General features: G+C 72.1%; 24 protein-coding genes. 8 read left to right on the top strand and 16 right to left on the bottom strand.

Features of this window, described 5'->3' with window-relative positions:
• Window positions 1–11 precede the first annotated feature (11 nt).
• Entirely contained in the window at window positions 12–632 is a 621-nt protein-coding gene (locus NH2_RS21855; protein ID WP_245650708.1) for a TetR/AcrR family transcriptional regulator, read from the top strand.
• A 37-nt stretch (window positions 633–669) separates the two neighbouring features.
• Window positions 670–4,332, top strand: coding sequence for a tetratricopeptide repeat protein (locus NH2_RS21850; RefSeq protein ID WP_169811519.1), 3,663 nt, complete (start codon window positions 670–672; stop codon window positions 4,330–4,332).
• 98 nt (window positions 4,333–4,430) lie between these two features.
• Here the strand turns inward: NH2_RS21850 and NH2_RS21845 are convergent, their stop codons facing one another.
• Genes NH2_RS21845 through NH2_RS21830 form a run of 4 tightly spaced genes read right to left on the bottom strand, consistent with a single transcriptional unit; the run spans window position 4,431 to window position 8,542 of the window.
• Window positions 4,431–5,276, bottom strand: a complete 846-nt coding sequence (locus tag NH2_RS21845) for an SDR family NAD(P)-dependent oxidoreductase (protein WP_067657486.1) — start codon at window positions 5,274–5,276, stop codon at window positions 4,431–4,433.
• Window positions 5,273–6,169 (bottom strand): LLM class F420-dependent oxidoreductase, encoded by an 897-nt coding sequence (locus NH2_RS21840; protein WP_067657483.1) that lies wholly within the window; start codon window positions 6,167–6,169, stop codon window positions 5,273–5,275. The genes NH2_RS21845 and NH2_RS21840 overlap by 4 nt, the downstream gene beginning before the upstream one ends.
• 4 nt (window positions 6,170–6,173) lie before the next feature.
• Window positions 6,174–7,400, bottom strand: a complete 1,227-nt coding sequence (locus NH2_RS21835) for an acyl-CoA dehydrogenase family protein (protein WP_067657480.1) — start codon at window positions 7,398–7,400, stop codon at window positions 6,174–6,176.
• Window positions 7,401–7,417: 17 nt separating this feature from the next.
• Window positions 7,418–8,542, bottom strand: coding sequence for an acyl-CoA dehydrogenase family protein (locus tag NH2_RS21830; RefSeq protein WP_067657477.1), 1,125 nt, complete (start codon window positions 8,540–8,542; stop codon window positions 7,418–7,420).
• A 144-nt stretch (window positions 8,543–8,686) separates the two neighbouring features.
• On the opposite strand from NH2_RS21830, the gene NH2_RS21825 reads away from it, so the two are divergent.
• Both NH2_RS21825 and NH2_RS21820 read left to right on the top strand, forming a co-directional pair.
• Window positions 8,687–9,982, top strand: coding sequence for a cytochrome P450 (locus tag NH2_RS21825; RefSeq protein ID WP_067657474.1), 1,296 nt, complete (start codon window positions 8,687–8,689; stop codon window positions 9,980–9,982).
• Entirely contained in the window at window positions 9,979–10,167 is a 189-nt protein-coding gene (locus NH2_RS21820) for a ferredoxin (RefSeq protein ID WP_067657471.1), read from the top strand. Before NH2_RS21825 ends, NH2_RS21820 begins: the two co-directional genes overlap by 4 nt.
• A gap of 276 nt (window positions 10,168–10,443) precedes the next feature.
• On the opposite strand, the gene NH2_RS21815 is transcribed toward NH2_RS21820, so the two are convergent.
• The 9 genes from NH2_RS21815 to NH2_RS21775 all read right to left on the bottom strand — a co-directional run bounded on the left by NH2_RS21815 (window position 10,444) and on the right by NH2_RS21775 (window position 18,571).
• Window positions 10,444–11,217 carry an NAD(P)-dependent oxidoreductase gene (locus NH2_RS21815; protein ID WP_067657468.1) on the bottom strand — a complete coding sequence of 258 codons (774 nt, stop codon included), beginning with the start codon at window positions 11,215–11,217 and terminating at the stop codon, window positions 10,444–10,446.
• Between the two features lie 60 nt (window positions 11,218–11,277).
• Window positions 11,278–12,096 carry an NAD(P)-dependent oxidoreductase gene (locus tag NH2_RS21810; protein ID WP_067657464.1) on the bottom strand — a complete coding sequence of 273 codons (819 nt, stop codon included), beginning with the start codon at window positions 12,094–12,096 and terminating at the stop codon, window positions 11,278–11,280.
• Window positions 12,096–12,605, bottom strand: coding sequence for a DoxX family protein (locus NH2_RS21805; RefSeq protein ID WP_067657461.1), 510 nt, complete (start codon window positions 12,603–12,605; stop codon window positions 12,096–12,098). The genes NH2_RS21810 and NH2_RS21805 overlap by 1 nt, the downstream gene beginning before the upstream one ends.
• A 5-nt stretch (window positions 12,606–12,610) precedes the next feature.
• Complete coding sequence (locus NH2_RS21800; protein WP_067657458.1) at window positions 12,611–13,552, bottom strand: alpha/beta fold hydrolase; 942 nt, start codon at window positions 13,550–13,552, stop codon at window positions 12,611–12,613.
• Window positions 13,549–15,183 (bottom strand): thiolase C-terminal domain-containing protein, encoded by a 1,635-nt coding sequence (locus NH2_RS21795; RefSeq protein WP_067657455.1) that lies wholly within the window; start codon window positions 15,181–15,183, stop codon window positions 13,549–13,551. The genes NH2_RS21800 and NH2_RS21795 overlap by 4 nt, the downstream gene beginning before the upstream one ends.
• A gap of 225 nt (window positions 15,184–15,408) precedes the next feature.
• Window positions 15,409–16,761 carry a cytochrome P450 gene (locus tag NH2_RS21790; RefSeq protein WP_067657451.1) on the bottom strand — a complete coding sequence of 451 codons (1,353 nt, stop codon included), beginning with the start codon at window positions 16,759–16,761 and terminating at the stop codon, window positions 15,409–15,411.
• 10 nt (window positions 16,762–16,771) lie between these two features.
• Window positions 16,772–16,966 carry a ferredoxin gene (locus NH2_RS21785; protein WP_067657448.1) on the bottom strand — a complete coding sequence of 65 codons (195 nt, stop codon included), beginning with the start codon at window positions 16,964–16,966 and terminating at the stop codon, window positions 16,772–16,774.
• An 11-nt stretch (window positions 16,967–16,977) separates the two neighbouring features.
• Window positions 16,978–17,838 carry a mycofactocin-coupled SDR family oxidoreductase gene (locus NH2_RS21780; protein WP_067657445.1) on the bottom strand — a complete coding sequence of 287 codons (861 nt, stop codon included), beginning with the start codon at window positions 17,836–17,838 and terminating at the stop codon, window positions 16,978–16,980.
• A 25-nt stretch (window positions 17,839–17,863) separates the two neighbouring features.
• On the bottom strand, window positions 17,864–18,571 hold the full coding sequence (locus NH2_RS21775; protein ID WP_067657441.1) for an SDR family NAD(P)-dependent oxidoreductase: 708 nt from the start codon (window positions 18,569–18,571) through the stop codon (window positions 17,864–17,866).
• A 186-nt stretch (window positions 18,572–18,757) separates the two neighbouring features.
• On the opposite strand from NH2_RS21775, the gene NH2_RS21770 reads away from it, so the two are divergent.
• The 4 genes from NH2_RS21770 to NH2_RS21755 are packed head-to-tail and all read left to right on the top strand — an operon-like array spanning window position 18,758 to window position 23,781.
• Complete coding sequence (locus tag NH2_RS21770; RefSeq protein ID WP_067657438.1) at window positions 18,758–20,224, top strand: aldehyde dehydrogenase family protein; 1,467 nt, start codon at window positions 18,758–18,760, stop codon at window positions 20,222–20,224.
• The gene (locus NH2_RS21765) at window positions 20,221–21,429 is read left to right on the top strand and encodes a CaiB/BaiF CoA transferase family protein (RefSeq protein WP_084505767.1); all 1,209 of its coding nucleotides are present in this window, start codon (window positions 20,221–20,223) and stop codon (window positions 21,427–21,429) included. Before NH2_RS21770 ends, NH2_RS21765 begins: the two co-directional genes overlap by 4 nt.
• A 19-nt stretch (window positions 21,430–21,448) precedes the next feature.
• Window positions 21,449–22,624, top strand: a complete 1,176-nt coding sequence (locus NH2_RS21760; RefSeq protein WP_067657435.1) for an OB-fold domain-containing protein — start codon at window positions 21,449–21,451, stop codon at window positions 22,622–22,624.
• Window positions 22,621–23,781, top strand: a complete 1,161-nt coding sequence (locus NH2_RS21755; RefSeq protein ID WP_067657432.1) for a thiolase C-terminal domain-containing protein — start codon at window positions 22,621–22,623, stop codon at window positions 23,779–23,781. Before NH2_RS21760 ends, NH2_RS21755 begins: the two co-directional genes overlap by 4 nt.
• Before the next feature lie 83 nt (window positions 23,782–23,864).
• On the opposite strand, the gene NH2_RS21750 is transcribed toward NH2_RS21755, so the two are convergent.
• The 3 genes from NH2_RS21750 to NH2_RS21740 all read right to left on the bottom strand — a co-directional run bounded on the left by NH2_RS21750 (window position 23,865) and on the right by NH2_RS21740 (window position 26,172).
• Window positions 23,865–24,167 (bottom strand): DUF4286 family protein, encoded by a 303-nt coding sequence (locus tag NH2_RS21750; protein ID WP_067657429.1) that lies wholly within the window; start codon window positions 24,165–24,167, stop codon window positions 23,865–23,867.
• A 5-nt stretch (window positions 24,168–24,172) separates the two neighbouring features.
• Window positions 24,173–25,429, bottom strand: a complete 1,257-nt coding sequence (locus tag NH2_RS21745) for an amidohydrolase family protein (RefSeq protein WP_157103909.1) — start codon at window positions 25,427–25,429, stop codon at window positions 24,173–24,175.
• 290 nt (window positions 25,430–25,719) lie between these two features.
• The gene (locus NH2_RS21740) at window positions 25,720–26,172 is read right to left on the bottom strand and encodes a MaoC family dehydratase (protein WP_067657426.1); all 453 of its coding nucleotides are present in this window, start codon (window positions 26,170–26,172) and stop codon (window positions 25,720–25,722) included.
• Window positions 26,173–26,219 lie beyond the last annotated feature (47 nt).

Below are 26,219 nucleotides of genomic sequence, written 5' to 3'. Positions count from 1 at the left end.
GTGGTGGCGTGGTGGACGAACCTGGTGTGGTGGCGCGCCGGATCGCGCAGCGGTCGCTGGCCAGGCGCGGGGCCGACTACGCCGACGAGGTGCGCCGCCTGCTGGACGCCGCCCTTGTCGTCATGGCCTCCGCCGGTACCACCGCCAAGCCGCGAGTCGCCGATATCGTGGCCGCCGCCGGACTCTCCAACGAGGCCTTCTACCGCCACTTCCCCGCCAAGGACGCCCTGGTCGCGGCGCTGCTGGAGGACGGGGCCGAGCGGCTCGCGAGGTACACCGCGCACCGCATGGCGGGGGAGCGCGACCCGCGCGCCCGGCTCCGGCGCTGGGTCGGGGCGGTGCTCGCCCAGGCCGAGGCGGAGTCGGCGGCCGCCACCCTCGCGGTCCTGTGGAACGCGGCGGGGCCGGGGATCGCGCTCGAGCCCGGCCCCGGCGTCGTCGGTGAGGCGCTCGCCGCCCTGCTGCACGCCGATCTGGCCGAACTGGGCAGTGCCACCCCCGACCTCGACGCCGCCCTCATCGCGCACGCCACCATCGGCACCCTCACCGACCTGCTCCGCCGCCGCGAACTCCCCGACGCCGCCCTCACCGACCGCATCACCGCCTTCGCCCTGCGCGCCCTCACCCTTTGACCCCGGTCCCGGCCGCGGGATCCGGCAGAATGTGTCCGTGTTCGACATCTTCGTGAGCTATCGGACCGTTGACCTGCGTTTCGGCGCCGCCGAGGTGCGGCGCTACCTCCAGGGACGCTTCGGCGACCGGGTCTTCCTCGATCACGAGTCCATGCGCGGCGGAGAGGTCTACCCCGACTCCCTGCGCTCGGCCTTGGAGCAGATCCGGGTGCTCGTGGTGCTGATCGGCCCTCGCTGGTCCACCCCCGATCCGGACACCGGGCTGCGGCCGGTCGATCGCCGGGGCGACTGGGTGCGCCGCGAGATCAAGCGTGCGCTGGAGCGGGATATCGCGATCGTGCCGGTGCTGGTCGATGGCGCGGAACTCCCGGTCGAGCTGCCCGCCGACATCGAGCGGGCCATGCTTCGCCAGGCCGAGACCATCACCCACCGGCGGCTTTCCGAGTCGCTGGACCGTTTGGGTGACCGGCTGGTCGAGCTGGTCCCCGAGCTCGCGCTGCCGGATCTCTTCGACGAGACCTCGGTGCTGCCGGACGATCCGCTGCCCAGCGAGCTCCTGCGCGCCGAGTATCGCGTCGTCGAGTTCACCGCGGTCAGGGAGTCGCTCGCGGAGCTGGTCGCGTGGCTCGGCGCACCCGGCTCGCTCGGCGTCCGGCTGCTGGTCGGCCCGGGTGGGCGCGGCAAGACCCGGCTCGCCACCGAATTCGTCGCCCTTGCCAGGGAACTCGGGTTGCACGCCGGATTCGTGCGGGATGCGGCCGACGCCGAGGTGATCGACCGGCTCCGTGCGGTGCGCGGTCCGGTGGTACTCGCCGTGGATTATGCCGAGGCGAGGACCGATCAACTCGTGACGATCATCCGAGCGCTCCGGGCGCGCCCCCGTGGGTACGGCGCCGCCCGGCTGCTGCTGCTCGCGCGGGCACCGGGGCCGTGGTTGCGTACCCTGCAGCGGCACGGCGAACCGGCGATCGCCGACTGCTTCACGGACTTGGCTGCCACACCGGTCCCCGAGATCGGCCGCGGGGCGGCGCGCTGGGACCAGTTCGACCGCGCGGCCGCCGAGTTCGGCCGCAGGCTCGGGGTGCCGGGCCCGGTCGCAGCGCCCGCCGACCTCGATGCCGATCGGTTCGACCAGGTTCTCGACGTGCACGCGGCCGCGCTGGCTGCCGTGCTCGACCTGCGTGACGGACAGCCCACCGACGCGCGGTCGAACCCGGTCCTGCGGGTGCTGCACCACGAGGAGAGATACTGGGCGTCGTCGGCGGCCCCCTGCGGCCTTCGCCCCGATCCCGATACCCTGCGCGAAGTCGTCGCCGCGGCAACCCTGACCGGCGCCGAGACTCCGGCCGCCGCCTATGCGGTGCTGACCACGCTGCGGGGGCTGGATACAGGCCGCAGCGTGGTCAACGATCACTTCCGCTGGCTGACCCAGCTCTATCCGGGCCGGGCGGCGCTGAATCCGCTCCGCCCGGACCGGCTCGGCGAGGATCTGATCGCCGCCGTGCTCGCCGGTGAACCCGGACTGCCCGGCTACCCGGAGCTAGCCGCCGATATCGCGCCGGTACTCACCGACGGGCAGCTCTTTCGCGCACTCACGGTGCTGGCGAGGGCGGCCGCCCGGCATCCGATGTCGGAACCGATGGCGACCTTGCTCGCCGTCGACACTCCGAGTCGCATCGGCATCGCGATCACGGTTGCCACCCAGGTCGACAATTCCACGCTGGTCCGTGTGCTCGGCTCGGTGCGTGGGGGTGTCGATCTGACCACGGCCATCGTGGAGGCGCTGCCCGAGCGCAGCCTGGCGCTCGCCGCATTCGCGGCCCAGCACACCAAGGCACTGCTTCGGTTCGAGACCCGCAGGCCGACGGTCGATCTCGAGTTCGTCGCCGAGCTCAGGCACGATCTCGCGCTGCGGCTCGCCGCCGTCGGCGACCACGATCAAGCACTCGTCACCGCAGGCGCCGCAGTCGCGGACTATCGAAAGCTCATGGGCACACCGGCGGCGAACCGGGAGCTCGCCGAGGCGCTCACCACGCTCGCCTCCTGTTACGCGCGGCTGGGGCTGTACGAGGACGGGTTGCGTTCCGCCGAGGAGGCGGTGCGGTTGCTCGACGAGATCCCCGCCGACAGCGGCGTGCACCAGGAGGAGCTCGCGAACAGCTCGGCGGATGCCCTTATCACGCTCGCCGACCTGGCGGGCGAGGCCGGCGCCCCGGCGACGGCGCGGGCCGGCGCCGAGCGCGCGATCGACATTCTGCGCGGCTTGGATCGCGGCGACGGCAATCCGGACCAGCGAGAACGCCTGGCCGGTGCGCTGGAGAGCCTCGGCGCGATCCACGATGCCGTGGCCGAGCTGCGGCCGGCTTGGAAAGCCACCGACGAAGCCGCCCGGATCTACGGCGAACTCGACGCCGAGCTGCCGGATCGCTTCGGCGATGCCCTGGTGCGGGTCCTCGGGAACCTGGCCGGCGCCCACGCCGCACTCGGGCAGTGGCAGGAGGGGGCGGAGCTCGGTGAGCGCGCGGTGGCCAGGGCCCGCGTGCTTGTCGACCGGTTCGGCGACGTTCACCTGGAGCGGCTCGCCGACACCCTGAACAACACCGCCGCACTGCTGCGCAGGCTCGACCTGGCCGATCGCGCGCTCGACTACTTGGACGAGGCGATTCCGCTCTACCGCGGCCTTGCCGCGCGGCTTCCGGGTATCCACCTGCTCTCCCTCGCCGGTGCGCTGCACAACCTGGGAAACTGCCGGTACGACCGCCTGGAGCACGAGCGCGCCATCGACGCCTTCGAGGAGTCGGTGGAGATCTATCGCAAGGGGGAGGGCTCCGGCCGGGAGGACCTCGCCGAGTCACTGGCGGAGACGCTCGTCGGGCTCGCGCACGCCCACGTCGCGCTCGGTGACGACGAGAGCGCGCTGGAGTCGGTGGACGAGGCGCTCGAGCTGTACGCCCGGGGGAGCCACGAGCGCAGCACCACACGGCGGAAGCTGGCCCATGCCTGGCACCTGTCCTCGTCGGTGGCGTTCGATCTCGGCTCGATGGACCGTGCCCGCCGGGATGCGGAGCACGCCGCGACCCTGTTCCCCACGGTGCTGCGCGACCACGAGACCGACCTGGATCTGCGCGTCGACTACGTCTCGGTGCTGCACGGCTTCGCCCGCGCCCTCGACGCGGACGAGCAACACGACCGCGCGAGCGCGGAATTCGACAGGGCGATCGAGCAGTGCCGCTCGATCGGCTCCGACGTGGACGAGGAACTCGCCGGGATCCTGGTGAATGCCGGCGTCTGCGCGAGCGCACGCGGCGAGCTCGGGACAGCGCTGCGGCACACCGTGGAGGCGGTGCGGATACTGCGCGAACAGCCGGAGAACCGCGCCGAACTCGTGGAGGCACTGAACAACCTGGCGGACATTCATTGCGATCGGGACGAGTGGCCGGCGGCTCGCGAGCGCGCCGACGAGGCGGTCGCGCTCGCCGAGGAACTGCCGGCGGACAGCGAGTCCGGCATCGAACTCGCGGTCTACGCCCACATTACCCGTGCCCGCGCGGCCGGGCCGAAAGGGAAGCGCGAGGCGACAACAGCGCTGCGGCAAGCGGCTTCCCGCGCGGGCACGAACGAGGAGTTGCTCGCGCTCGTGGCGGAGTGGTCGGGGACGCTCGGGGTGCGTGCGCGGGATATTCGACCACCATCGCCATGAGCAGGTTGCAGGCCGTGCGCGACCAGGTGGCCGTGTCGCGAGATCCCGAATACCCTCGGCCCCGCGCACGCCGCCCGCGCGGACTGCGCCATGCTGCCCTACCTCGGCCCGGTCGACCGATCCCGGAGGTACTGCGGCGGAACGTGATTGGCCCACCCCCCACCGGGCCAGTTGAACCAGCCCGCCGAGGCGTGCGTGCCACCATCGGGGTGCAGGGTGGTGCCGGTGATGTAGGACGAGAGCCGGGACGCGAGGAACACCACGCAGTGCGAGACGTCCTCGGGCACCCCGGCCCGGCCCATGGGGATCGCCACCCGGACCCCTTCGGGGTCGTCCAGCGCGCCGTCCCCGCCGCCGATCCGGCGCAGGTTCGGAGTCGGGATGTAGTCGGGGGCCACGTTGTTCACCCGGATCCCGTCCGGCGCCACCTCCACCGCCAGCGTGCGGGCGAAGTGCTCGACCGCCGCCTTGGCCGCCGCGTACACCGCGAACCCCGGCGCCGCCCGGTGCGCCTCGACGGTCGAGATGGTGACGATGCTGCCCCCGCGCCCACCGGCCCGCATGCGCGGCACGGCGAGCGCGCAGGCGTGCAGGACGTGCGTGAGATTGCTGCGCAGCAGCGCGTCCCAGCCGCTGGGGGTGGTGTCGGTGAAGGCGGCGCGGAAGGTGCCGCCGACCACGTTCACCAGGGTGTCCAGCCGCCCCCAGCGCTCGTCCACCGCCTCGAAGAGCGCGGTGAGCTCCGCCGGGTCGCGGGCATCGCCGACCCGGGCGAGCACGCCGCCGGGCAGCGCGGCGGCCGCCTCGGGGTCGCGGTCGAGCACCGCGACCCCGGCCCCGTTCGCCAGCAGATCCGCCACGATGGCCTGCCCGAGCCCGCCCGCCCCGCCGGTGACGATCGCGACCGTCCCCGCCAGCCCGGCCCGCTCCGCGAACCAGCTCATGTCAGGTAGGTCCCGCCGAAGCCGGCCAGGAAGTCGAGGGTGGCCGCGGCGGTGGGGGTCCGGTTGGAGATGACCAGCCAGTCCACCCCCGCCGCCGCCAGCTCGGCGAAGGCGGCGCGGTGCCGCTCCGGCTCGATCGCCGGGTCGGCGGCGTCGTGGTAGGAGTACACCAGGTCGATGTGCTCGGTGCGCCCGGCCGCGGCCGCCTGGGCCCGGATCTCGCCGATCTTGCGGGCCAGCTCCGGGATGGTGCCGAGCTCCGCGGTCCGGGCCGTGGTGCTGAGCTCCGCGCCGCCGGTCATGGGAATCCAGCCCTGCGCCTTGGCCGCGACCCGCCCGCGGCTGAGCGCCGAGTTCCCGCCCACCCAGATGGGGATCGGCCGCTGCGCCGGGCGCGGCCGGGCGAGCACCTCCCTGGCGTCGAAGTGCGTGCCGGTGTAGCTGAACGGCTCGCCGCTCCAGTGCAGCGGAAGCACGTCGAGCGCCTCGTCGAAGAGCGTGTTCCGCTCCGTGAAATCGACCCCGAGCGCGTGGAATTCGCCCTTCAGGTACCCGGTGCCGAGCCCGAGGGTGAGCCGCCCGCCGGAGAGCAGGTCGAGGGTGGCGGCCGCCTTGGCCAGCAGCAGGGGGTTGCGGTACGGCGCCACCGACAGGTAGGTGAGCAGCCGCAGCCGGGTGGTCGCGGCCGCCGCGAAGGAGAGCGCGACGAACGGGTCGAGGGTCTGGTGCCCGCCCATGGCCAGCCAGCGCGCGCCGGGGGCCGGGTGCTCGCTGATCGAGAAGCCGTCGAAGCCGTGCCGCTCGGCTGCCGCGGCCACCTCGGCGAGCGGCCAGGCGTCCAGCGGGTCACCCCGGTCGCCCGCCGGCTCCGGGTAGTGGAACAGGAAGCGCACCTGGCTACCGCCGCCCGCGTTCGACCTGGTTGAACGGCACGTCCCGGTCCGCCGCGTACTCCCGCGGCATGCCGAGCACCCGCTCGCTGATCACCGTGCGCGCCATCTCGGTGCTGCCGCCGGCCAGACTCCAGGCCGCGCGGAAGAGGTAGTCCAGCCCGACGGTCTCGGTGTCGGCCTCGGCGCCCGGCGCGTGCGTCGCGCCGTCCGGCCCGGCGATCCGCAGCGCGGTATCCGTTTGCAGCCAGGCGTTCTCGGCGGAGAAGAGCCGGGTGATCGAGCCCGCCGCGGGCGGAAGCGCGCCGCTGGTGATGGCCTCGGTGATGTGGTCGATGAGCTGGTCGCGCACCACGGTCATGGCGCGCGCGGCGCCGATGTCCTCGCGCACCCTGGTGTCGCCGAGCTGCCCGGTCGCCCTCGCCAGCTGCAGCAGCGCGTCCGCCTCGCCGCCGAGGTGCGGCTTGGCCCCGCTGGTGAAGGGCGAGGTGCCGCCGAGCGCGGCGCGCTCGTGGAAGAGCAGCCGGGAGGCGGCCGCCCAGCCCGCGTCGACCTCGCCGAGCACCGCGTCGGCGGGCAGCACGACATCGTCGAAGAACTCCTGGCAGAACTCGGTCGAGCCGGTGACCTGCTTGATCCGCTGCACGGTGACGCCATCGGCGTGCACGGGCACCAGGAACAGGGTGAGGCCGCGGTGCTTCGGTACCTCCCAGTTGGTGCGGGCCAGGCAGAGCCCGTAGTCCGCGGCGTAGGCGCCGGAGCTCCAGATCTTGGAGCCGTTCAGGATCCAGTTCTCGCCGTCGCGCTCGGCGCGGGTGGTGAGCCCGGCCAGGTCGGAGCCGCCCTGCGGCTCGGAGAGGAACTGCACGAGCAGCTCGTCGCCGCGCAGCACCGCGGGCAGGTGCGCGCGCTTCTGCTCCTCGGTGCCGAGGTCGAGCAGGCTGGCCGCGCAGATGGCCAGCGTCGGCACATTGAGCAGCAGCGGCATCTCGTACGGCAGCGACTCCTCGTCGAAGGCGCGCTGGTATGCCGGGCTCAGCCCGCGCCCCCCGTACTCGGTGGGGAAGCAGATCCCGGCGAAGCCGCCGTCGTGCAGGGTGCGCTGCACCTGCCTGGCGCGGTCCCACGCCTCCTCGGAGTCGGACTTCATCTCGGTGCCGGAGGAGGGCGGCAGGTTCTCGCGCAGCCATTCGCGGGCGCGGGCGCGGAATTCCGCGACGGTCTCGGTGCTCATGCGTGCGGGCCTTTCGGTCAGGCGGCGGATTCGAGCAGGTCGGTGATGTGCCTGCGGTGCTCCTCGGGCGTGCCGTAGAGCGCGCGGCCGAGGGTGATCCGGCGCAGGTAGAGGTGCAGGTCGTGCTCCCAGGTGACGCCGATGCCGCCGTGCAGCTGCACGCAGTCCTGCGCGATCATCGGGGTGCGTTCGGCCACATAGGATTTCGCGATGCTCACGTGCTCGGTGGTGGCGGGGGAGCCGGCGTCCCAGCACGCGGCGGCAGCGAAGGCGGTGGCGCGGCACGCCTCCAGCCAGGTCTTGTTGTCCGCCATGCGGTGCTTGAGCGCCTGGTAGGAGGCGAGCGGGCGGCCGAAGGTGTAGCGGTCGAAGAGCCAGGTCAGGGTGGCGGTGAGCGCCCGGTCGGCGGCGCCGGCCGACTCGGCGGCGGTGAGCAGCGCGGCGGTATTCGCCTGTGCTTGCAGTGCTTTCACCGCCGCGTCGCCGGTGTGCACGGGAGTCCCTGCGGCGTCCTCGAAGGTGACGACGGCGGTGCGCCGGGTGAGGTCGAGGGTCCACGCCGGGCTGACCGTGACGCCGGGGTCGTCGGCCCGCACCAGGAGCTGGACGGGGCCATCGCCGTCGTCGGCGGTCACGAGGAAGACGTCGGCCTGGTCGGCGGCCTCGACCCGATCCTTGACCCCGGTGACTCGGTACCCGTCGCCCGCCGTCGTCGCGGTCGTGCCGGGCACCCGCCCGCCGAGCGCCTCGAAGCCGCGGCCCGGCTCGTACACCGCCCAGGCGGCGACGGTCTCGCCGGAGAGGATCGCGGCCACCGTCTCGCCTGCGTCCTCGGCGGTCGCCAGCCCGGTCAGCACCGCGCTGGTGGTGACGAACGGCCCCGGCGCCGCCGCCCGGCCCAGCTCCTCGGCGACCAGGGCGAGTTCGGTCATGGGCCGCCCCGAGACCGAGCCACCCCCCAGCTCCTCCGGCACCAGCATGGCGGTCCAGCCGAGCTCGGCGCCGCGGCGCCACCACCCGCGGTCGAAGCCGGTGCCGGACTCCGCGAGCGCGCGGACGGTGCCGATCGGCACCGTCCCGGCCAGGAAGTCGCGGGTGGTCGCCTGGAAAAACCGCCGGTCCGCGGTGGAATCATCGGTCATGGATCCGAGTCCTTCGGTTGACGCGCAGCTGCCGTTGTGGAAATCTCATACTCACATGTGAGAGGCTTATTCTCAATCACGGAAGTCAACCGGCAAAGTCCGCCGCGCCGCGGTGTCCGCCGGAGTGTCGAAGGGACCCGTCGCGTGGCGAACAATTTCCAGGATCTGGACTTCTTCCTCGGCCAGGAGCTGGTCGCCGATCCGTACCCGTACTTCGACGAGCTCCGCGCCCAGTGCCCGGTGACGCGCGAGAAGCACCACGACGTCATGATGGTGACCGGGTACGACGAGGCGCTCGAGGTCTACAACGACGGCGCCCGCTTCTCCTCCTGCATCGCCGTGACCGGCCCCTTCCCCGGCTTCCCGGTCGAGATCGAGGAGGGCGACGACGTCGACGCGCTGATCGCCGAGCACCGCGACAGCCTCCCCATGAGCGACCAGCTGCCCACCCTCGACCCGCCCACGCACACCGATCACCGCGCGCTGCTCATGCGGCTGATCACGCCGAAGCGGCTCAAGGAGAACGAGGAGGCGATGTGGTCCATCGCCGACCGCATGCTGGACAACTACCTCGCCACCGGCGGCGACTGCATGCGCGAGTTCGCCGGCCCCTTCACCCTGTACGTCATCGCGGACCTGCTCGGGGTGCCGAAGGACGACCAGGAGGAGTTCCTGCACGCGCTGCAGCGCGACCCGCACCGGCAGAGCGGCACCGTCGGCAGCAACTCCGGTGACGACCTGTCGCACAGCCCGCTCGAGTTCCTGTACGCGAAGTTCTCCGGCTACATCGAGGACCGCAGGCAGAACCCGCGCAACGACGTGCTCACCAGCATGGCCACCGCGACGTTCCCGGACGGCTCGCAGCCCGAGGTGCTCGACGTGTGCCGGGTGGCGGCCAATCTCTTCTCGGCCGGGCAGGAGACCACGGTCCGGCTGCTGAGCTCGGCGCTGAAGCTCATCGCCGAGCGCCCCGACATCCAGCGGTACCTGCGCGAGGATCGCAGCCGCATCCAGAACTTCATCGAGGAATCGCTGCGGATGGAGAGCCCGGTCAAGGGCGACTTCCGGCTCGCCAAGAAGACCGGGACCGTCGGCGAGACCGAGGTCCCCGTCGGCACCGTCCTCATGGTCGTGAACGGCGCCGCCAACCGCGACCCCCGCCGCTTCGAGGACCCCTCCACCTTCGACCCGGCCCGCTCCAACGCCCGCCAGCACCTCGCCTTCGGCCGCGGCGCCCACACCTGCCCCGGCGCCCCCCTGGCCCGCGCGGAAGCCCGCGTCGCCATCGAACGCCTGCTGGCCCGCACCACCGACGTGCGGATCGACGAGTCGGTGCACGGCTCCGCCGATGCCCGCCAGTACCACTACCTGCCCACCTTCATCCTGCGCGGGCTCACCTCGCTGCACCTGGACTTCGATGTGGCGGAGGATGATCGGTGAAGGTCACCGTCGACGACGATCGGTGCCGGGGGCACGGAGCCTGCCTCGGGCTGTGTCCCGAGGTGTTCACGCTGACCGATGACGGGTACGCGGAGGCGATCGCCGGGGCGGTGCCGGTGGAGTTCGAGTCGGTGGTCGAGGAGGCGGTGGCGGCCTGTCCGGAGCGGGCCATCACGGTGGAGTAGCGGTTTCGGTCCACGGTCTATCGTGTCGGTCGTGGCATCACTTGCTGACACAGTGGCGTGAGGTCGCCGACCTCACCCGGCGCCGCGGCGCACGGGCGGATGCTCGCGGTTGTGGCCGATCTGCGCCGGGGCGCATCGGTGCCGACGGTCCGTGCCGACCAGGTGCGGGCCGCGATCGCCGCCCGGCTGACCCGATAGCCGCTCGTACTCCTCCGAGCGGGCCGACGGACGTCGGGCGGTCCGATCCGGATCGGCTGACGTTCGGGACGGCGGATGTCAGGGCTGGGCGACGCCTGCGTCGAGCGGAGTGGCCAGCAGCCCGAGGTCGGCGCCGAGGGCGTCGGCGAGGGCGCGGGCCACGGTGATGTCCTTGCGGAGGAATTCGCCCACCGAGGAGCGGAATTCCGCTACCGAGCCCTTGGCGGCGATCCCCGCCAGGGCGCGGGAATTGCCGCTGGCGTGCGGAAGAGCGGCGAGCAGCGCCTCCTCGGGCAACCCGAGTTCAGAGCCGAAACGCACCGCGTCGGCGACGAGCCCGATCTGCGCCGCGAACAGGGCGTTGTTGACCAGCTTCACCCGCTGCCCGGCGCCGAGCGGACCGACGTGCAGGATCGGTGCGGCGTACGCGCTCAACACTTCCCGCGCCACGGCGGCGTCGGCTTCGGCGCCGCCGAGGAAGACGGTGAGGGAGCCGCGGGCGATATCGTGCGGGCCGCCGCTCACCGGAGCGTCGACCACCCGGACGCCGCGGGCGGCGACGGCGCCCACGGTCTCCGGGTTGCCGGTGGTGTGCACGATCACCGTTGCGCTGCCGAACGATTCGGCAGAACAGATCTCGCGCACCTGATCGTCGGTGAAGACGCAGAGCACGACGGCATCGGCACCGCTGATCGCCTCGGCGGCGGTGGAAACCGGCACCGCGCCGGTCTCCGCCACCGCGGCGCGAGCTTCGGCACTGCGGCCGAGGGCGCGCACCTCGTGCCCCGCGCGGGCAAGCCGGGCAACCATGGGCGCGCCCATCCGCCCGGCCCCGATGAATCCCACCCGCACGGTGTCCTCCTCGCTATCCCGCCGACTCGCGGCGTGCGTGAACGCCCCGAGCGCGGTAATTCAGCGCTGCCGATCCATGAGCGCCAATGTCGCATCGGCGGCATCGAGCTCGATCCCGGTGCCGACCCCTGCCTCGGCGGCCAGGTCGGCAACGAGCCCGACATCCTTGAGCAGCAGATCAGCGGCTTGCGCGGCCAGCCGATCCAGCGAACCGCCGGACGCGACGAGCCGCCCGAGGGCGAAGCTGTCGGCGGTGCCGTGCGTGATCACCTCCCCGAGCCGGTTCGGGTCGATCCCGAGATCGGCGCCGAGCCGGAGCGCACCCTGCGCGGTGGCCAGGTTGGCGGCGAAGAGCAGGTTGTTGAGCAGCTTGGCGGTCTGCCCGGAGCCGAGGTCGCCCAGGTGCACGACGGGGTCGGCGTAGGTCTCGAAGACCGGGCGCGCCCGCTCCATCGCCTCCTCCGGCCCGCCGACCATGACCAGCAGCCGCCCCGCCTCGACAGCGGGCGCGCCGCCGGAGACAGGGGCGTCGATCACCGTGATGTCCTTCGGCGCGGCCAGCTCGGCGATCTCCCGGCAGGTGTCGGGGTGCACGGTGGCGTGGATGGCCAGGATCGAGCCGGGGGCCATCCCGGCGAGTACGCCGTTCTGCCCGGCGGCGACCTCGCGCACGTCGGCGTCGCCGACCACGCAGAGGCACACCAGGTCGCTGGCCTCCGCGAGGGCGGCGGGGGAGTCGGCGGTGCGGGCCGCGGTGTCGGCATACGGCTCCAACGAGGCGGCGCGCCGAGCCCACAGAGTGGTCGGGAAGCCGCCCTCGACGATCCGGCGGGCCATGGGCCCGCCCTGGCTGCCGAGTCCGATGAATCCGACGCGCATCAGTGCGCCTCCTCTCCAGTGCCGGCGGGACGGTAGAAGACCGCGAGCAACCCGAGCGTCGCCACGACCCCGAGCCCGAGCGCGATTCCGCCCCCGGCCCAGCCGGTGATCTCGATGTCGACAACGTGGTCAAGCGAGATCCGCCCCGGCCCGAGCAACCCGAGCGCGACCACGGTGGCGGCGAGCACGAGCACGTACTCGTACCCCTCCTTGAAGACGAAGAACCCGTTCGGCCGGTGCGCGAGCAGCCCGGCCACCAGCGTCACGCCGACCACCGCCGCGGCGGCGAACGGGGTGAGCAGCCCGACGATCAGCAGCGCGCCCGCGCCGATCTCGGTGACCACGCTGAACCACGCCTGCAGCACGCCGTTGCGCAGCCCGAGGCTCTCGAACCAGCGCCCGGTGCCCGCGATCTTGCCGCCGCCGATCCAGTGGTTCACGCCGTGCGCGATCATGGTGCCGCCAACGACCACGCGCAGCAGCAGCAGCGCGATATCGGTCTCGACCATTGCCTTCACCTTCCCGACGGCGCGGTACCGCCGTCGAATTGCGGGGTGGGACCGGTGAACTCGCCGGTGACGGCCGCCACCACGCACTCCTCCAGGAAGGCGAGCACACCGAGGTGGTAGGCGGCGGCCGTGTGGCCCACGCTGATGTTGTGCCCGCTGTTGGGCTGCCTGTTGAGTACCACGCGGGGGGCCGCGCTGAACAGTCCGCCGATCTCGGCCAGCGCCTCCGGGTCGCCGCGCCAGACCCGCTCGTACTCGGCCGCGGTGAACCGCACCGGCACCCGGACCCGGGCGGCGAGCGCCGGGAAATCCCGGCCCGACCAGCTCCTCAGCGCCGTCGCCTCCATGCGGGGGCCGGGTGCGCCGATGGTGGCGCCGCCCCTGGTGTCGGGTGGGTAGATCCGGGTCGGCGTCCAGAGCAGCTCGCCGACGCCTGGCGTGTTCTCGTCGCGCAGCCTGGCCTCGAAGACCCGGGCGAAATCCGGGTGCGGGTGCCTGCCGGTACCGGAGAGCTCCAGCCCGAGCAGGTCCGCGGCGCGCGGGTCGACCGCCATCCGCACCGCCTGCTCGCACCCGGCGGAGTGCGCGAGCAGGAAGGTGCCCGCGCCGCGCGGCCGGTCGCCGAGGAAGGCGTCGACCGCGCCGAACATGAGGTCGAGCCTGCGCTCCGGCTGCACGAGGTCGTCGGCGAACGGGCCGGAGGCGCCGTAGCCGGGGCGGTCCGGCGCCACGACGGTGTAGCCGAGGCGGTGCGCGATCCGGAACAGCGAGAGCTCCGGGTGGCCGGGGCAGTCGAAGTAGCGGCCGCTGGTGGCGCCGCCGTGCAGGGCGACGAGCACCGCGCGCGGGGTGCCCGCCACCGCGCGCAGCCCGGAGACCGGGATGCCGTCCACCTCGGCGAGCACCGGTTCGGGGCCGAGGTCGAGGTCGAGGTCGGTGAGGGTCACGACGCGGTCCGCAGCAGGATGGCGCCGCCGGGGGTGAGCCCGCCGCTGGAGACCACCGCGACCCTCGCCTCCGGCACCTGCCGGTCGCCGCCAGCCCCGCGCAGCTGCGTCACGGCCTCGTGCAGCAGCCCCATGCCGTGCGTGCGGCCGTGCGAGAGCTGGCCGCCGTGCGTGTTCAGCGGCAGGATCCCGTCGCGGGCGATGTTCTTGCCGCCCTGCAGGAAGTCGCCGGCCTCGCCGATGCCGCAGAAGCCGAGCGCCTCGATCCAGGACAGGCAGTTGAAGGTGAAGCCGTCGTACAGCTCGGCCACATCCACGTCGGCGGGGCGCAGGTCGGTGCGGGTCCAGAGGTGCGCGGCCGGGCCGAGTACCTGCGGTTCGTGGGTGAGTGTGCTCTGGTCCCACTCGATCCGCTCGACGATCTGCGTGCCGACCGCCTCGACCAGCACCGGGGCGACCGGCAGGTCGTGCGCGGCCGCCACCGCGGAGACGATCACCGCCACCGCGCCGTCGCACGGGACGTCGCAGTCGTAGAGCCCGAACGGGGTGGTGACCGGGCGGGCGCTCAGGTAGTCGTCCATGGTCATCGGGTCGCGGTAGACCGCGCTCGGGTTCAGCTCGGCATTGGCGCGCTGGTTCAGCGCGATCCAGCCGAGCGTCTCCTTCGAGGTGCCGTAGTCGTGGAAGTGCCGCTGCGCCTTCTGCGCGAGGGTGTGCGCGGCGGAGGTCGCGCCGAACGGCAGGTGCCAGCTCAGGGTGCGGCCGCCGGACGGGGTGATCCGGCCCGCCTTCATCAGCTCGGCGAAGGTCGCCTCCCAGACCGTGCGGAAGCAGAGCACGTGCCTGGCCATGCCGGTGGCCACCGCGGTCATCGCCGCGATCACCGAGCCGCCGGGGCCGAAGGTCTCGATGCCGCCGTTGTGCCAGGTGGGGCGGATGCCGAGCGCGGCCTCCAGCGCGGTGACGCCGCCCTCGCCGAAGCCGCCCAGGTTGCCGCCGCCGGGGTAGGTGGCGAGGCCGTCGATATCGTCGAGGGTGAGCCCGGCGTCGGCCACCGCGCGCTCGCACGCCTGCACGGTGAGCTCCAGCGCGGGCACCATGAGCCTGCGGCCGATCCGGGACATGCCGATCCCGGTCAGCGCGACCCGGTCCTCGAACTTCTCGATGCCGAGCATGGGGCGCACGTGCTCGCCGAAGCGCTCCGGCGGGATCTCGTCGACCGGCAGCGCGGCGGGCTCGCCCTGCGCTGCGGCGGGGCGGAAGAGCGGGAGCCAGACATCGGCCTCCGGCTGGAAGGTGACCTCGAGCCGCATGCCGAGGAACAGGTCGTCCGGCTCGGCGCCGACGATATTCGTGGTCAGCCGGACCCGCGGGTCGTCGGCCAGCGCGACCGTCGCGATGACGTACGGCGGGGTCAGCCCGGGCACCGCGAAGCGCTGGTTCACCGTCCAGCTCGCCAGGACGGCCCGCCCGGAGGTCTCGCGGACCCCGAGATCGTGGCTGCGGCAGTAGCGGCAGATCGGCTGCGGCGGGTGCAGCAGCGCCGTGCAGGAGCGGCACTCCTGGATGCGGAGCACGCCGTCCGCGCCGGACGTCCAGAAGAACTCGGTGTCGAGTCCGAGCAGCGGCAACGGCCGCCCGGACGCGGCACCCGCGCTCGCTGCCCCGCCGGGCGCCTGCGCGCCGCCGCGCGGAGCTGCGTCGGGGGCGGGCGTCCCCGCACCGTCCGCGGATGCGCGGGATTCCTGCCGGGATGCCGGGCTACTGTCCGCCACGGGCGCCTCCTCGCAAACTCGTGAACTGCCGAAGCGCGGGCCGCGCACAACGCCTGTGCGCGGCCCGCGTCCGGTCCGGATTCAGATCTCGGCGGTGCTGCGGTTCACCGTGACCGGCTCGGCGAGCCGCTGCTCGTCGACGACCTTCTGCAGCTTCGCCAGCGTCTCGTCCAGGCCGGGGCCGAGCCGCGCACCCGGGGTGAAGGTGGCGGGCAGGTGCCGCATGCCCTGGATCACCGCGATGGTGTCGTAGTGCACCGTCCCCTCCGGGATGGCCGTGAAGTCCGGCATCCGGTCCAGCACCGCGACCAGCATCCGCTTGAACACCGTGCGCGCCACATTGGAGCCGATGCAGCGGTGGATGCCGAGCCCGAAGCTGTAGTGCCGGTTGCCCTTGCGATCGAGCACCACCTGCGCCGGATCCTCGAAGACCGCCGGGTCCCGGTTGGCCATGGCCCAGGAGAGCCAGAGCCGCTCGCCCTCCTTGAAGGAGGTTCCGGCCACCTCGCAGTCCGCGGCGATGGTGCGCGCGTCGCCCGGCGCCGGGGTGTAGAAGCGCAGGAACTCCTCGGTCGCCGAGTCCAGCAGCACGTCGCGCTCCCGGCTCAGCGTCTCCCGCTCGCCCGGATTCTCCGAGAGCCACTCCAGCGCGTGCGCGGTGAGCGCGGTGGTGGTGTCGAAGCCGCCGCCGATGAGCAGGCTGAGCATGCCGAGGATCTCCATGTCCGGCAGCGGCTCGCCGTTCACCTGTGCCTCGGCGACGGCGTGGATGAGCCCGGGCCGCGGGCTCTGCCGGATCTCGGCCAGGTTGGTGAGCAGGTCGATGCCCATGGTGCGGTGCATCTCCGCGATCCGCGGGTAATCCGGGGAGTCCGGCGGGGTGTAGACGGCGGCGTGCACCGGTTCGTTGTAGATGGTCCACTTGGCCAGCGGGATGCCGAGCATGCCGAGGGTGAGCACGGCGGGCACCACATTGGCCAGGTCGTCCACGAAATCGATGCGGCCGCTCTCGATGTGCTCGTCGATGGCGGCGCGCACCACCTCGTCGATGAACGGGATCCAGCGCTGCACCGCGGCGGGGGAGAGGTACGGGTTGAGCGCCGAGCGCAGCTCGCGGTGCTCCGGCTCGTCCATCTCCAGAATGCCGCCGCGAATGCCGCGGGCGCGCGGGGCGGGCGGGATGGAGATGCCGCGGTACCCCTTGCGCACGCCCTGGGTGTCGTGGTCGTTCGAGAGGTGCGGGCAGCGGGCCAGCTCGAACACCTCGCGGTTGCCCGCGGCCACCCAGTGGCCGTCGTAGGTGTCGGTCCAGGCGAGCGGGCACTCGCCCTGCATCTCCTCGGTGATCTCCTGGAACCTCTCCCGGTACTCGGGTGCGTACCGGTCGAAGTGGAAACGGGGTGTCCGGTGGCTCGTGTTCTCGCCGGTGGTCATGTGCCGCCCCCTATTCCGCGACGGAGATCGCGCGCTCGGGGCAGGAGTGCACGGCCTCGCGCACCTGCTCCGCCTGATCCCCGGGGACCTGCTCGGCCACCGGCGTGGAGTGGCCGTCGATATCACTGAGCGCGAACGACTGCGGGGCGATCATGGCGCACAGTGTGTGCCCCTGGCAGCGATCCTGATCGACCTGGACCTTCATGGTTTTCCCTCTCAGATGTGGTAGTCGTACCACTTCAGGTAGCCGCCCGCGTCCACGCGCAGCTGCGTACCGGTGATGAACCGTGCCTCCTCGGAGGCAAGGAAGAGCACGGCGTCGCTGATATCCCCCGGCTCGACGTAGGGGATCGGCATGGCCTGCTGGACGCCGAAGGCGGGCTCGGCGTCGGCGCGGGTCGGGTGCTCCAGATCGGGGCGGAACGAGCGGTACATGGGCTCGCTCTGCAGCATCGGGGTATTGCAGTTGGTCGGGTGGATGACGTTGGCGCGGATCTTCTTCGGCGCGATGTGCGTCGCCAGGTGGTGCACGTACTGCGAGAGCCCGCGCTTGGCCACCACGTAGGCGATGCCGCCCGGGTCCTTGCCGGGCTGGTCCACCTTGTTGATGTCCATCAGCGCCGCCACCGAGCCGGTGGCGATGATCGAGGCGCCCTCCTCCAGGTGCGGCAGCGCGGCCTGAATGGTGTTGATGACGCCGATCAGGTTGGTGTCGATGACATCCGACCAGGCCTGCCACTGCGGCTGCCCCTTCATGCCTGCGATCCCGGCCTGGGCCACCACGATGTCCAGCCTGCCGAACTCGGCGATGCCTGCGGCGATGACCTCGCGCAGCCGCGGCGCGTCGCGCACGTCGGCCTGCTCGGCGATGATCCGGCGGCCGGTCTTCTCCACCAGCCGCGCGGTCTCGTCCAGATCCTCGCGCGTGGCCATGGCGTAGCCGATGGTGTCGATGTCGTGGCAGATGTCGACGGCGACGATGTCGGCGCCCTCCTCCGCCAGCCGGACGGCGTGGCTGCGGCCCTGGCCGCGGGCCGCACCGGTGACGAAGGCGACCTTGCCCTCTACACGTCCCACGGGAATTCCTCTCGCTCGATACTGCTCAGGTGTTCCGGCCGCCGTTGACCCCGAGGATCTGGCCGGTGATGTAGCCCGCCTCCTCCGAGATCAGGAAGGCACAGGCCGCGGCGATATCCGCCGGGGTCCCGATGCGGCGCACCGGGGTCCGCTCGATGTGGTCTTCGACGGTGCCGCCGAGGCGGCCGCCGTCCTCGTTCTTGCGCAGCATCGGGGTGTCGATGAAGCCGGGCGGCACCGCGTTCACGGTGATCCCGTTCGGCCCGAGCTCCAGCGCGAGCGCCTTGGTGAGCCCGTTCACCGCCGACTTGGCGGCCACGTAGTGCGTCATGAACGGCTGGCCCGAGTGCGTGCTGGAGGAGGAGATATTGACGATCCGGCCCCAGCGCTCGTCCAGCATGTCCGGCAGCACCGCCTGCACGCAGTGGAAGACGCCGTGCAGGTTCACGTCGACGACGCGCTGCCACGCCTCGAACGTGAGCTTCTTGAACTTCTCGAAGCCCTCCAGCCCGGCCGAGTTCACCAGCACGGTGACCGGGCCCAGCTCGGCGCGGATCGTCTCCAGCGCCGCGGCGATCTCCGCCGGCTTCGTGACGTCGGCGCGGAAGCCGAGCTTGTCGTCCTCGGCGGGGGCGAGATCGAGGGTGGCGACCCGGTAGCCGTCGGCGCGCAGCCGCTCCGCGATACCGAGCCCGATGCCGGACGCGCCGCCGGTGACAACAGCGGTTCTCACGCGCGACCCCCGGGTGTAGTGTGCGACACAAGAATCTCCTTTTCGAATGTGAGAACGGTACTCTCGCGCTGTCCGTTTTCGCAAGGCGGGCGAGCATCTCGATTGCCGTTAGTTGCCACGGCCCGCTGCGCTGAATGTATCATTCTCGACAAGTGAGAATGTGATTTCCAGTAGCGAGGAGACGGGATGTCGACGCAGGAACAGACGGTCGCGGTAGCGCGCCGGCTGCTGATCGATGGGCAGCTGGTCGAGACCGGGCGGACACTCGCCTCGCTCGACCCGGCCACCGGCGAGATCTACGGGTACGCCCCCGAAGCCGGGGTGGCCGAGGTGGACGCGGCGGTCGCCGCCGCCCGGCGGGCCTTCGACGACACCGACTGGGCGACGAACCCGGAGTTCCGCGCGCGCTGCCTGGAGCAGCTGTACGCGGCGCTGCGCGCGAACGTCGAGGAGCTGCGCGCGCTGACCATCGCCGAGGTGGGCGCGACGAAGACGCTCACGCACGGCAACCAGCTGGAGACGCCGTTCGAGATCGTGCGCTTCTACGCCGATCTGCTGAAGGACTACGACTGGACCGAGGATCTCGGCAATGTCGAGATCCGCGGCGCGCAGCACCACCGCTGGGTGGAGAAGGAGGCGGCCGGCGTGGTGGCCGCCATCGCCGCCTACAACTACCCGCACCAGCTGGCGCTGGCCAAGCTCGCGCCCTCGCTGGCGGCGGGCTGCACGGTGGTGCTCAAGGGCGCCCCTGACACCCCGCTGGCCACGCTGGCGCTCGGCGAGATCATCGCGAACCACACCGATATCCCGGCGGGCGTGGTGAACGTCCTCTCGTCCTCGGATGTCGAGGTCGGCAAGCGGATGACCACGCACCCGGACGTGGACGTGGTCACCTTCACCGGCTCCACCCCGGTCGGAAAGCAGATCATGGCCGCCGCGAGCGGCACGCTCAAGAAGGTCTTCCTGGAGCTGGGCGGCAAGTCGGCGGCGATCGTGCTGGACGACGCCGACTACTCCCTGGCCGCCATGTTCGCGGCGTTCAGCATCGTCACGCACGCAGGCCAGGGCTGCGCGCTCACCACCAGGCTGCTGGTGCCGCGCAAGGACCACGATCAGATCGCGCAGCTGGTCGCGACGAACTTCGGGCACGTCAAGCACGGCGACCCCAACGACCCATCGACCTACATGGGCCCGCTGATCAGCGCGAAGCAGCGGGACAAGGTGGATGGCCTGGTGCAGCGCGCGGTCGCGGCGGGCGCCACCCTGGTGACCGGCGGCACGAAGCTGGATCCCGGCTTCTTCTACGCGCCGACGCTGCTGGCGAATGTCGACCCGGACAGCGAGATCGCGCAGGAGGAGGTGTTCGGCCCGGTCCTCGCGCTCATCCCGTACGACGATGACGACGACGCGGTGCGGATCGCCAACAACTCCATCTACGGCCTCTCCGGCGGCGTCTTCAGCGCCGACTCCGAGCGGGCCAAGGCGATCGCGCGGCGCATCCGCACCGGCACTTTCAGCATCAACGGCGGCAACTACTTCCACCCCGACGCGCCGTTCGGCGGGTACAAGCAGTCGGGGATCGGCCGGGAGATGGGCCGGGTCGGGCTGGAGGAGTTCCTCGAGCGCAAGACCCTCGCGGAGGTGCTCTCGTGACGGGGCCGTTGGCGGGGATCAAGGTGCTCGAGGTCGCCATGTACGGCTTCGTTCCCTCGGCCGGGGCGGTGCTCTCGGACTGGGGCGCCGACGTGGTGAAGGTGGAGCACGCGGTCTCGGGCGATCCGCAGCGCGGGCTGCGCCGGGTGGGCGCCTTCACGGTCGAGGGCGACCCGAATCCCAATGTGGAGCATGCCAATCGGGGCAAGCGCAGCGTCGGCATCGACATGTCGGTGGCCGAGGGGCGTGAGGTGATCCTGGAGCTGGCCAGGGGCGCGGACGTCTTCCTGACCAGCTTCCTGCCCTCGGCGCGCAGCAAGTTCGGCATCGACGTGGACGACATCAGGGCGGTGAACCCGGCCATCGTCTACGCCAGGGGCAGCGCGCTCGGCCCGCGCGGCACCGAATCGGTGCGCGGCGGGTACGACATGACCGCCTTCTGGTGCCGCGGCGGCGTCGCCGCCACCATCACCCCGCCGGACACCGACGGCATGATCTCGCCGCCCGGCCCCGCCTTCGGCGACACCATCTCCGGCACCAACCTGGCAGGCGGGATCGCCGCGGCGCTGCTCGAGCGGGAGCGCACCGGGCATACCTCGGTGGTGGACGTCTCGCTGCTCGGCAGCGGGCTGTGGGCGCTCGGCCACACCATCGCGCTCTCCGCGCACGGCAAGCAGCCCATGGTGGCGCCGACGCCGGGAACCCATGGCGCGCCGACCAATCCGCTCTCCGGGCTCTACGCCACCTCGGACGGCCGGTTCCTCTCCTTCGTCATGCTGCAACCGGCGAAGTTCTGGGCCGATGTGGTCCGGCACATCGACCGGCCCGAGCTGGCCGACGACCCGCGCTTCGCGGATGCCGCGACGATCGCGGAGCACACCGCCGACGGCGTCGCCATCCTGCGCGAGGCCATCGGCGCGCGCACGCTGGCCGAGTGGACCGAGCGCTTCGCCACCCTGGCCGGGCCGTGGGCGCCGGTGCAGGATTCGCAGCAACTGCTCTCGGACGGGCAGATCCGGGCCAACGAGTACGTGCTGCCCGCGGGCGAGCTGCAGCTGGTCGCCAGCCCGGTGCAGTTCGACGTGGCCGCCCCCGAGCTGCGGCCCGCCCCGGAGTTCGCCGCCCAGACCGAGGAGGTGCTGCTCGAGCTCGGCTTCGACTGGGACCGCATCATCGCGCTGAAGACCGCGGGCGCGGTCTCCTGACGCCCGAGAGGAGTTGATCATGCCGCACGTCGCGTCGATGGGGACGTACCTGCCGTGCTGGGGGGATCGACACAACCGTGTCGCGGGGGACGACGAGGACGCCGTGACGCTGGCCGTGGAGGCCGGGCGCGCCGCGCTGGCCGGCGGCGAGCCGGTGGAGCGGGTGATACTGGTCAGCCGCGAGCTGCCGCTGGTCGGCAGCAGCAATGCGGCGGTGCTGCTCGCCGGGCTCGGGCTGGACCCGGAGCTCGAGGTGATCGAGCGGCTCGGCGGCGCCCCCGCCACGCTGGACGCGCTCAGCTCGGCCCGCCCGCGCACCCTGGTGATCGGGGTCGACCTGGAACCGGCGGGCGCGGCGGCGGCCTGGCTCTCCGATCGGGACGGCGCGCAGGTGCGGACAACGGCGCGGGTCTCCCGCAGCCTGCCGGTGCGCACCCGCGACGACGCGGGCGTGCACGACTACGGCGATCCCCGGCTGCTGCGCGAGCGCGGCCTCGCCGCCTCGCTCTCCGCGGCCTGGCTGGACACCCCGGTCGCGGTGGCCGGGGTGGACCACAAGCAGGCCACCGCGCTCTGCCGGACCCCGCCGCCGCAGGTGCCGACGCTCGGCGCCTCCGCCGCGCTCTTCGCGCTCGCCACCATGGTGGAGTGGGACGCCGCCGGGCTGCTGGTCGGCGTGGAGCAGGCCAGCCTCTCCGGAGTGACCGTCGTCCCCGGGCCGGTGGCGCTGCACCGGGTGGAGCCGCCCGCCCGCGCCCCCTCCGACGGCGTCCGCGAGCCCGGCGCCGACCTGCCCATCTCGCTCGCCGCCTACGACCGCGCCTTCGAGGCCAAGGTGCGCTGGGAGGCCGGGCGGCACCGGGGCAGCACCGAGCTGGACTTCCCGCCGCGCTACCGGCTCGGCGCCGACGGCACGCTCGCCACCGACTACAGCCTGGTCCCGCTGCCGCGCACCGGGACGGTGTACGCGGAGACCACCGTGCGCATGCCGGTGCCCGGGCTGGAGAGCCCGTACTCGCTGGTCATCGTGGAACTCGACGACGTCGGGGTGCGGGCGCTGGCCAAGGTGACCGGCGCCGACGCGGGCACCGCGGCCATCGGGGTGCGCGGCCGGATGGTGCTGCGCCGGGTCGCGGAGCGCTCCGGCGTGCCGGACTACGGGTACGCCTTCGAACCCGAGACGGAGAACTCATGAGAAGGGTCGCGGTCGTCGGCGCCGGAATGACGCCGTTCGCCGAGCATTTCGCGCTCGGCGTCCAGGATCTGCTGCCCATGGCCTTCGCCGAGTGCGCCGCCTCGGTGGACAGGGGTGTGCGGATCGGCGACATCCAGGCCGCCTGGTTCGGCGCGCTGCGCACCACCGACGGCTTCCCGGCCGGGCTGCTCGCCGACGCGCTCGACGCCCCCGACCTGCCGGTCACGCACATCGAGAACTCCTGCGCCACCGGCAACGACGCGGTGCGCAACGCGCTCTACGCCATCGCCTCCGGCGCGGTCGACGTGGCGCTGGTGATCGGCGCGGACAAGCTGCGCGAGACCGCGGAGAAGGACATGCTGCGCGAGTGGGAGTCCATGACGCGGCACCGCGCCTGGGACTACCAGCTGGGGCTCTTCGCCCCCGCCGGGTTCGCGCTGCACGTCAACCGATACCTCCACGAATCGCCCGCCACCCGCGAGCACCTCGCCATGGTCGCGGTGAAGAACCACCGGCACGGCGCCACCAACCCCAAGGCGCGGTTGCGCTTCGAGATCAGCGTGGAGCAGGCGCTGGCGGCGCCGATCGTCGCCGAGCCGTTCGGCGTCTACGACTGCGTGCCGCAGAGCGACGGGGCCGCCGCGCTCATCCTCGCCGCCGAGGACGTCGTGGACCGCTACACCGACGCGCCCGTCTGGGTGCGCGGGGTCGGGCTCGGGCTGGACACCGTCATGCACCAGCACCGCGCCGACCTCACCACCTTCCAGGCCACGGTCCGCGCCGCGCGCCGCGCCTTCACCATGGCCGGGCTCGCGCCCTCCGACGTCGACGTCGCCGAGGTGCACGACTACTTCACCGGGATCGAGCTCATGAGCTACGAGGATCTGGGCTTCGCGGAGCGGTTCGAGGGGTACAAGCTGGTCGAGGCCGGGGTCACGGCCGTCGGTGGCGCGCTCCCCGTCAACCCGAGCGGTGGGCTGAAGTGCAAGGGCCACCCGCCGGGCGCCACCGGCGTCGCGCAGTGCGTGGAGCTCTTCGAGCAGTTGCGCGGGAGCGCCGTCAATCAGGTCGACGGGGCGCGAATCGGTTTGGCGCACAACCTCGGCGGTCCCACCGCGGTAGCCGCGGTGACGATCCTCGAGGGGCCGGGGCGGTAGCCGGCGGTCCGGCCGCAGGCCGGAAGTATCCCGTCACACGCGAGAAGCCCGGCACCGTCGGGTGCCGGGCTCCTCGCGATCGATCAGAGTTCCTCCCACACGGTCATCCGCGTCCGAGCGGGATCACCGGCATCGCTCAGCGCCATGCGCCCGTCCTTGGCGCGCGCGCCGAGTTCGGCGAGCACCGCGGCCGGGTCGCCCTCGAGGGTGAAGACCGAGAGGTAGCGGGCCTCGTCGGGTCCACCGCGCACGAGCCGGTGGCGTTCCGCCGCGACCACCCCGGGGATGGCGAGCATCTCCGGGATGTGCACCTCGGTGTACCAGCGGTTGTACTCCTCGTCCCGCCCCTCCTTCGGCGTGGCGAAGACCATGAGCCGAGCGGACATCGGCCTCACCCCGCCTGCGCGGCGTAGGCGGCGGCGTACGCGGCGCGCGAGGTGGTGGAGATGTCCACGTCGGTGGCGGTGGCGCGCAGCGCGCCGACGGAGGCATGCTCGCGCGGAATGTGCTGGAAGGGGTCCCAGTCGAAGTGCCTGCAGGCATTCTCCCAGGTGATCTTGTCGATATCGGCGTCCGATGCCCCCGCCGCGTCCAGCTCCTCCAGCACGAACTCCGGGGCGTTCGGCCAGATGGAGTCGGAGTGCGGGTAGTCGCACTCCCAGGCGATATTGTCGATCCCGATGTCGTGCCGGAACTTCAGCGCGGTCCGGTCGGTGACGTAGCAGGCCAGCACGTGCTCCCGGAAGACCTCGCTGGGCAGCTTGCCGCCGAAGTCCCGGCGCAGCCAGCGCTGGTTGGTGTAGTGCCGGTCGGAGCGGTCGAGGAAGAACGGGATCCAGCCGACGCCGCCCTCGGAGAGCGCCACCTTGAGCCGCGGGAACTGCCGGAAGGCGGGGCCCCAGAGCAGGTCCTGCGCGGCGATCAGCGAGATGCTCGGCGCCAGCACCATGAGGTTGTCGATCGGCGCGTCCGGCGCCAGCCGCAGCACGCCGAAGCCCTGCCCGATGTGCAGGTTCATCACGGTCTCGTTGTCCTGCAGCGCGTGGAAGACCGGCGCCCAGTAGTCGATGTCGTGGTAGCTGGGCAGGCCGTCGATGTGCGGCAGCTCGGGCATGGTCACCGAGTGGCAGCCGCGGCTCGCCAGCCGCTCGATCTCGGCCACCGCCAGCTTCGGATCCCACATGGGGAGGATGCCGATCGGGATGAAGCGGCCCGGGTAGGCGCCCGCCCAGTCGTCGATGTGCCAGTTGTTGTAGGCCTCGATCATGGCGACGGTGATCTCGTCCTGGCCGCCGCGGCTCAGGTGGCCCGCGCTGAACCCGGTGAAGGTGGGGAAGCACATGGAGGCGAGCACGCCGTTGACGTCCATGTCGCGGATGCGGGCGTGCACGTCGTAGACGGCCGGGCGCATCTCGGCGTAGCCGGCCGGGTCCCGGCCCCACTCCTCGGCGGGCCAGGTGACCACCGCGTTCAACCCCGCGACGCCGGTCGGGCGATCACGGTAGATCCACTGGTCGATGCCCTTCTCGTTGGGGACGACCTTCGGGGCGTACTCCGCCCACTTGCGCGGAACGTGGTTGTCGAACATGTCGAGCGGCTCGACCACATGGTCGTCGATGCTCACCAGAATCAGGTCGTCGGGCTTCACGGGACTCCTCGCTCTGTCGTGGACTGTGCCGAGATGGTCGATCTTCCCCAAAGAGAATGGCACTCTCACTCCTTGCTCGAGGATACCGCAGAGGAAACGCCAGGTCGATGGTCCGGGTGCGTGCGACGTCGTCGTCTGGGCGCTCGCGCCGCGTTACCCCGCTCCGGGCCGTGCCGGCTGCCGCCGGGCACTGCGGGCGAGCCCGCCGACGTCCGCGGCATCGGTCCGCTCACGCCGGTGCGCCTGGAGCGAGCAACACCCGCCCCCGACCTCGACGGCCCCGCGCCTGATCAGCTCAGGTAGCGCACCAGATGCTGAGCGACACAGGCGGGCTTCGCCGCCCCCTCGGCGGCGATCGTGACAGTCCGCGCCGCCTGCACCCCACCCGCCACGTCGGTGACATCGGTGAGCGCGACAGTTCCGCGCACCCGGCTCCCCACCGTGACCGGGCTGATGAACCGCACCCGGTCCAGCCCGTAGTTGATCGCCATGCGCGCCGACCGCACCCCCATGACCTGCTGGGAGATCGGCGCGAGCAGCGCGAGCGTGAGGAACCCGTGCGCGATGGTGCGCCCGTAGGGCCCGGCGGCGGCCCGCTCGGCATCCACGTGGATCCACTGGTGGTCACCGGTCGCCTCGGCGAACCGGTCGATCCGCGCCTGGTCGATCTCGATCCAGTCGCTGCCGCCGAGCTCGGTGCCGACGGCGGCGCGCAGCGCGTCGAAGTCCGGGAATTCGATCATGGGGAGAACCTTTCCAGGTCGGGGCGCGGGCACGGCGCGTGGCGGTG

It is taken from the genome of Nocardia harenae NBRC 108248, from assembly GCF_001612885.1.
Taxonomy (GTDB): Bacteria; Actinomycetota; Actinomycetes; order Mycobacteriales; family Mycobacteriaceae; genus Nocardia; species Nocardia harenae.
This window is presented reverse-complemented; position numbering and strand designations above follow the sequence as displayed.

Excerpts from the sequence above, each read along its gene's own strand:
- NH2_RS21760 (WP_067657435.1), top strand. The coding sequence starts at position 21,449 with ATGCCGCACGTCGCGTCGATGGGGACGTACCTGCCGTGCTGGGGGGAT.
- NH2_RS21755 (WP_067657432.1), top strand. The coding sequence starts at position 22,621 with ATGAGAAGGGTCGCGGTCGTCGGCGCCGGAATGACGCCGTTCGCCGAG.
- NH2_RS21805 (WP_067657461.1), bottom strand. The coding sequence starts at position 12,605 with ATGGTCGAGACCGATATCGCGCTGCTGCTGCTGCGCGTGGTCGTTGGC.
- NH2_RS21830 (WP_067657477.1), bottom strand. The coding sequence starts at position 8,542 with ATGACCGATGATTCCACCGCGGACCGGCGGTTTTTCCAGGCGACCACC.
- NH2_RS21770 (WP_067657438.1), top strand. The coding sequence starts at position 18,758 with ATGTCGACGCAGGAACAGACGGTCGCGGTAGCGCGCCGGCTGCTGATC.
- NH2_RS21845 (WP_067657486.1), bottom strand. The coding sequence starts at position 5,276 with ATGAGCTGGTTCGCGGAGCGGGCCGGGCTGGCGGGGACGGTCGCGATC.
- NH2_RS21835 (WP_067657480.1), bottom strand. The coding sequence starts at position 7,400 with ATGAGCACCGAGACCGTCGCGGAATTCCGCGCCCGCGCCCGCGAATGG.
- NH2_RS21790 (WP_067657451.1), bottom strand. The coding sequence starts at position 16,761 with ATGACCACCGGCGAGAACACGAGCCACCGGACACCCCGTTTCCACTTC.
- NH2_RS21750 (WP_067657429.1), bottom strand. The coding sequence starts at position 24,167 with ATGTCCGCTCGGCTCATGGTCTTCGCCACGCCGAAGGAGGGGCGGGAC.
- NH2_RS21740 (WP_067657426.1), bottom strand. The coding sequence starts at position 26,172 with ATGATCGAATTCCCGGACTTCGACGCGCTGCGCGCCGCCGTCGGCACC.
- NH2_RS21785 (WP_067657448.1), bottom strand. The coding sequence starts at position 16,966 with ATGAAGGTCCAGGTCGATCAGGATCGCTGCCAGGGGCACACACTGTGC.
- NH2_RS21810 (WP_067657464.1), bottom strand. The coding sequence starts at position 12,096 with ATGCGCGTCGGATTCATCGGACTCGGCAGCCAGGGCGGGCCCATGGCC.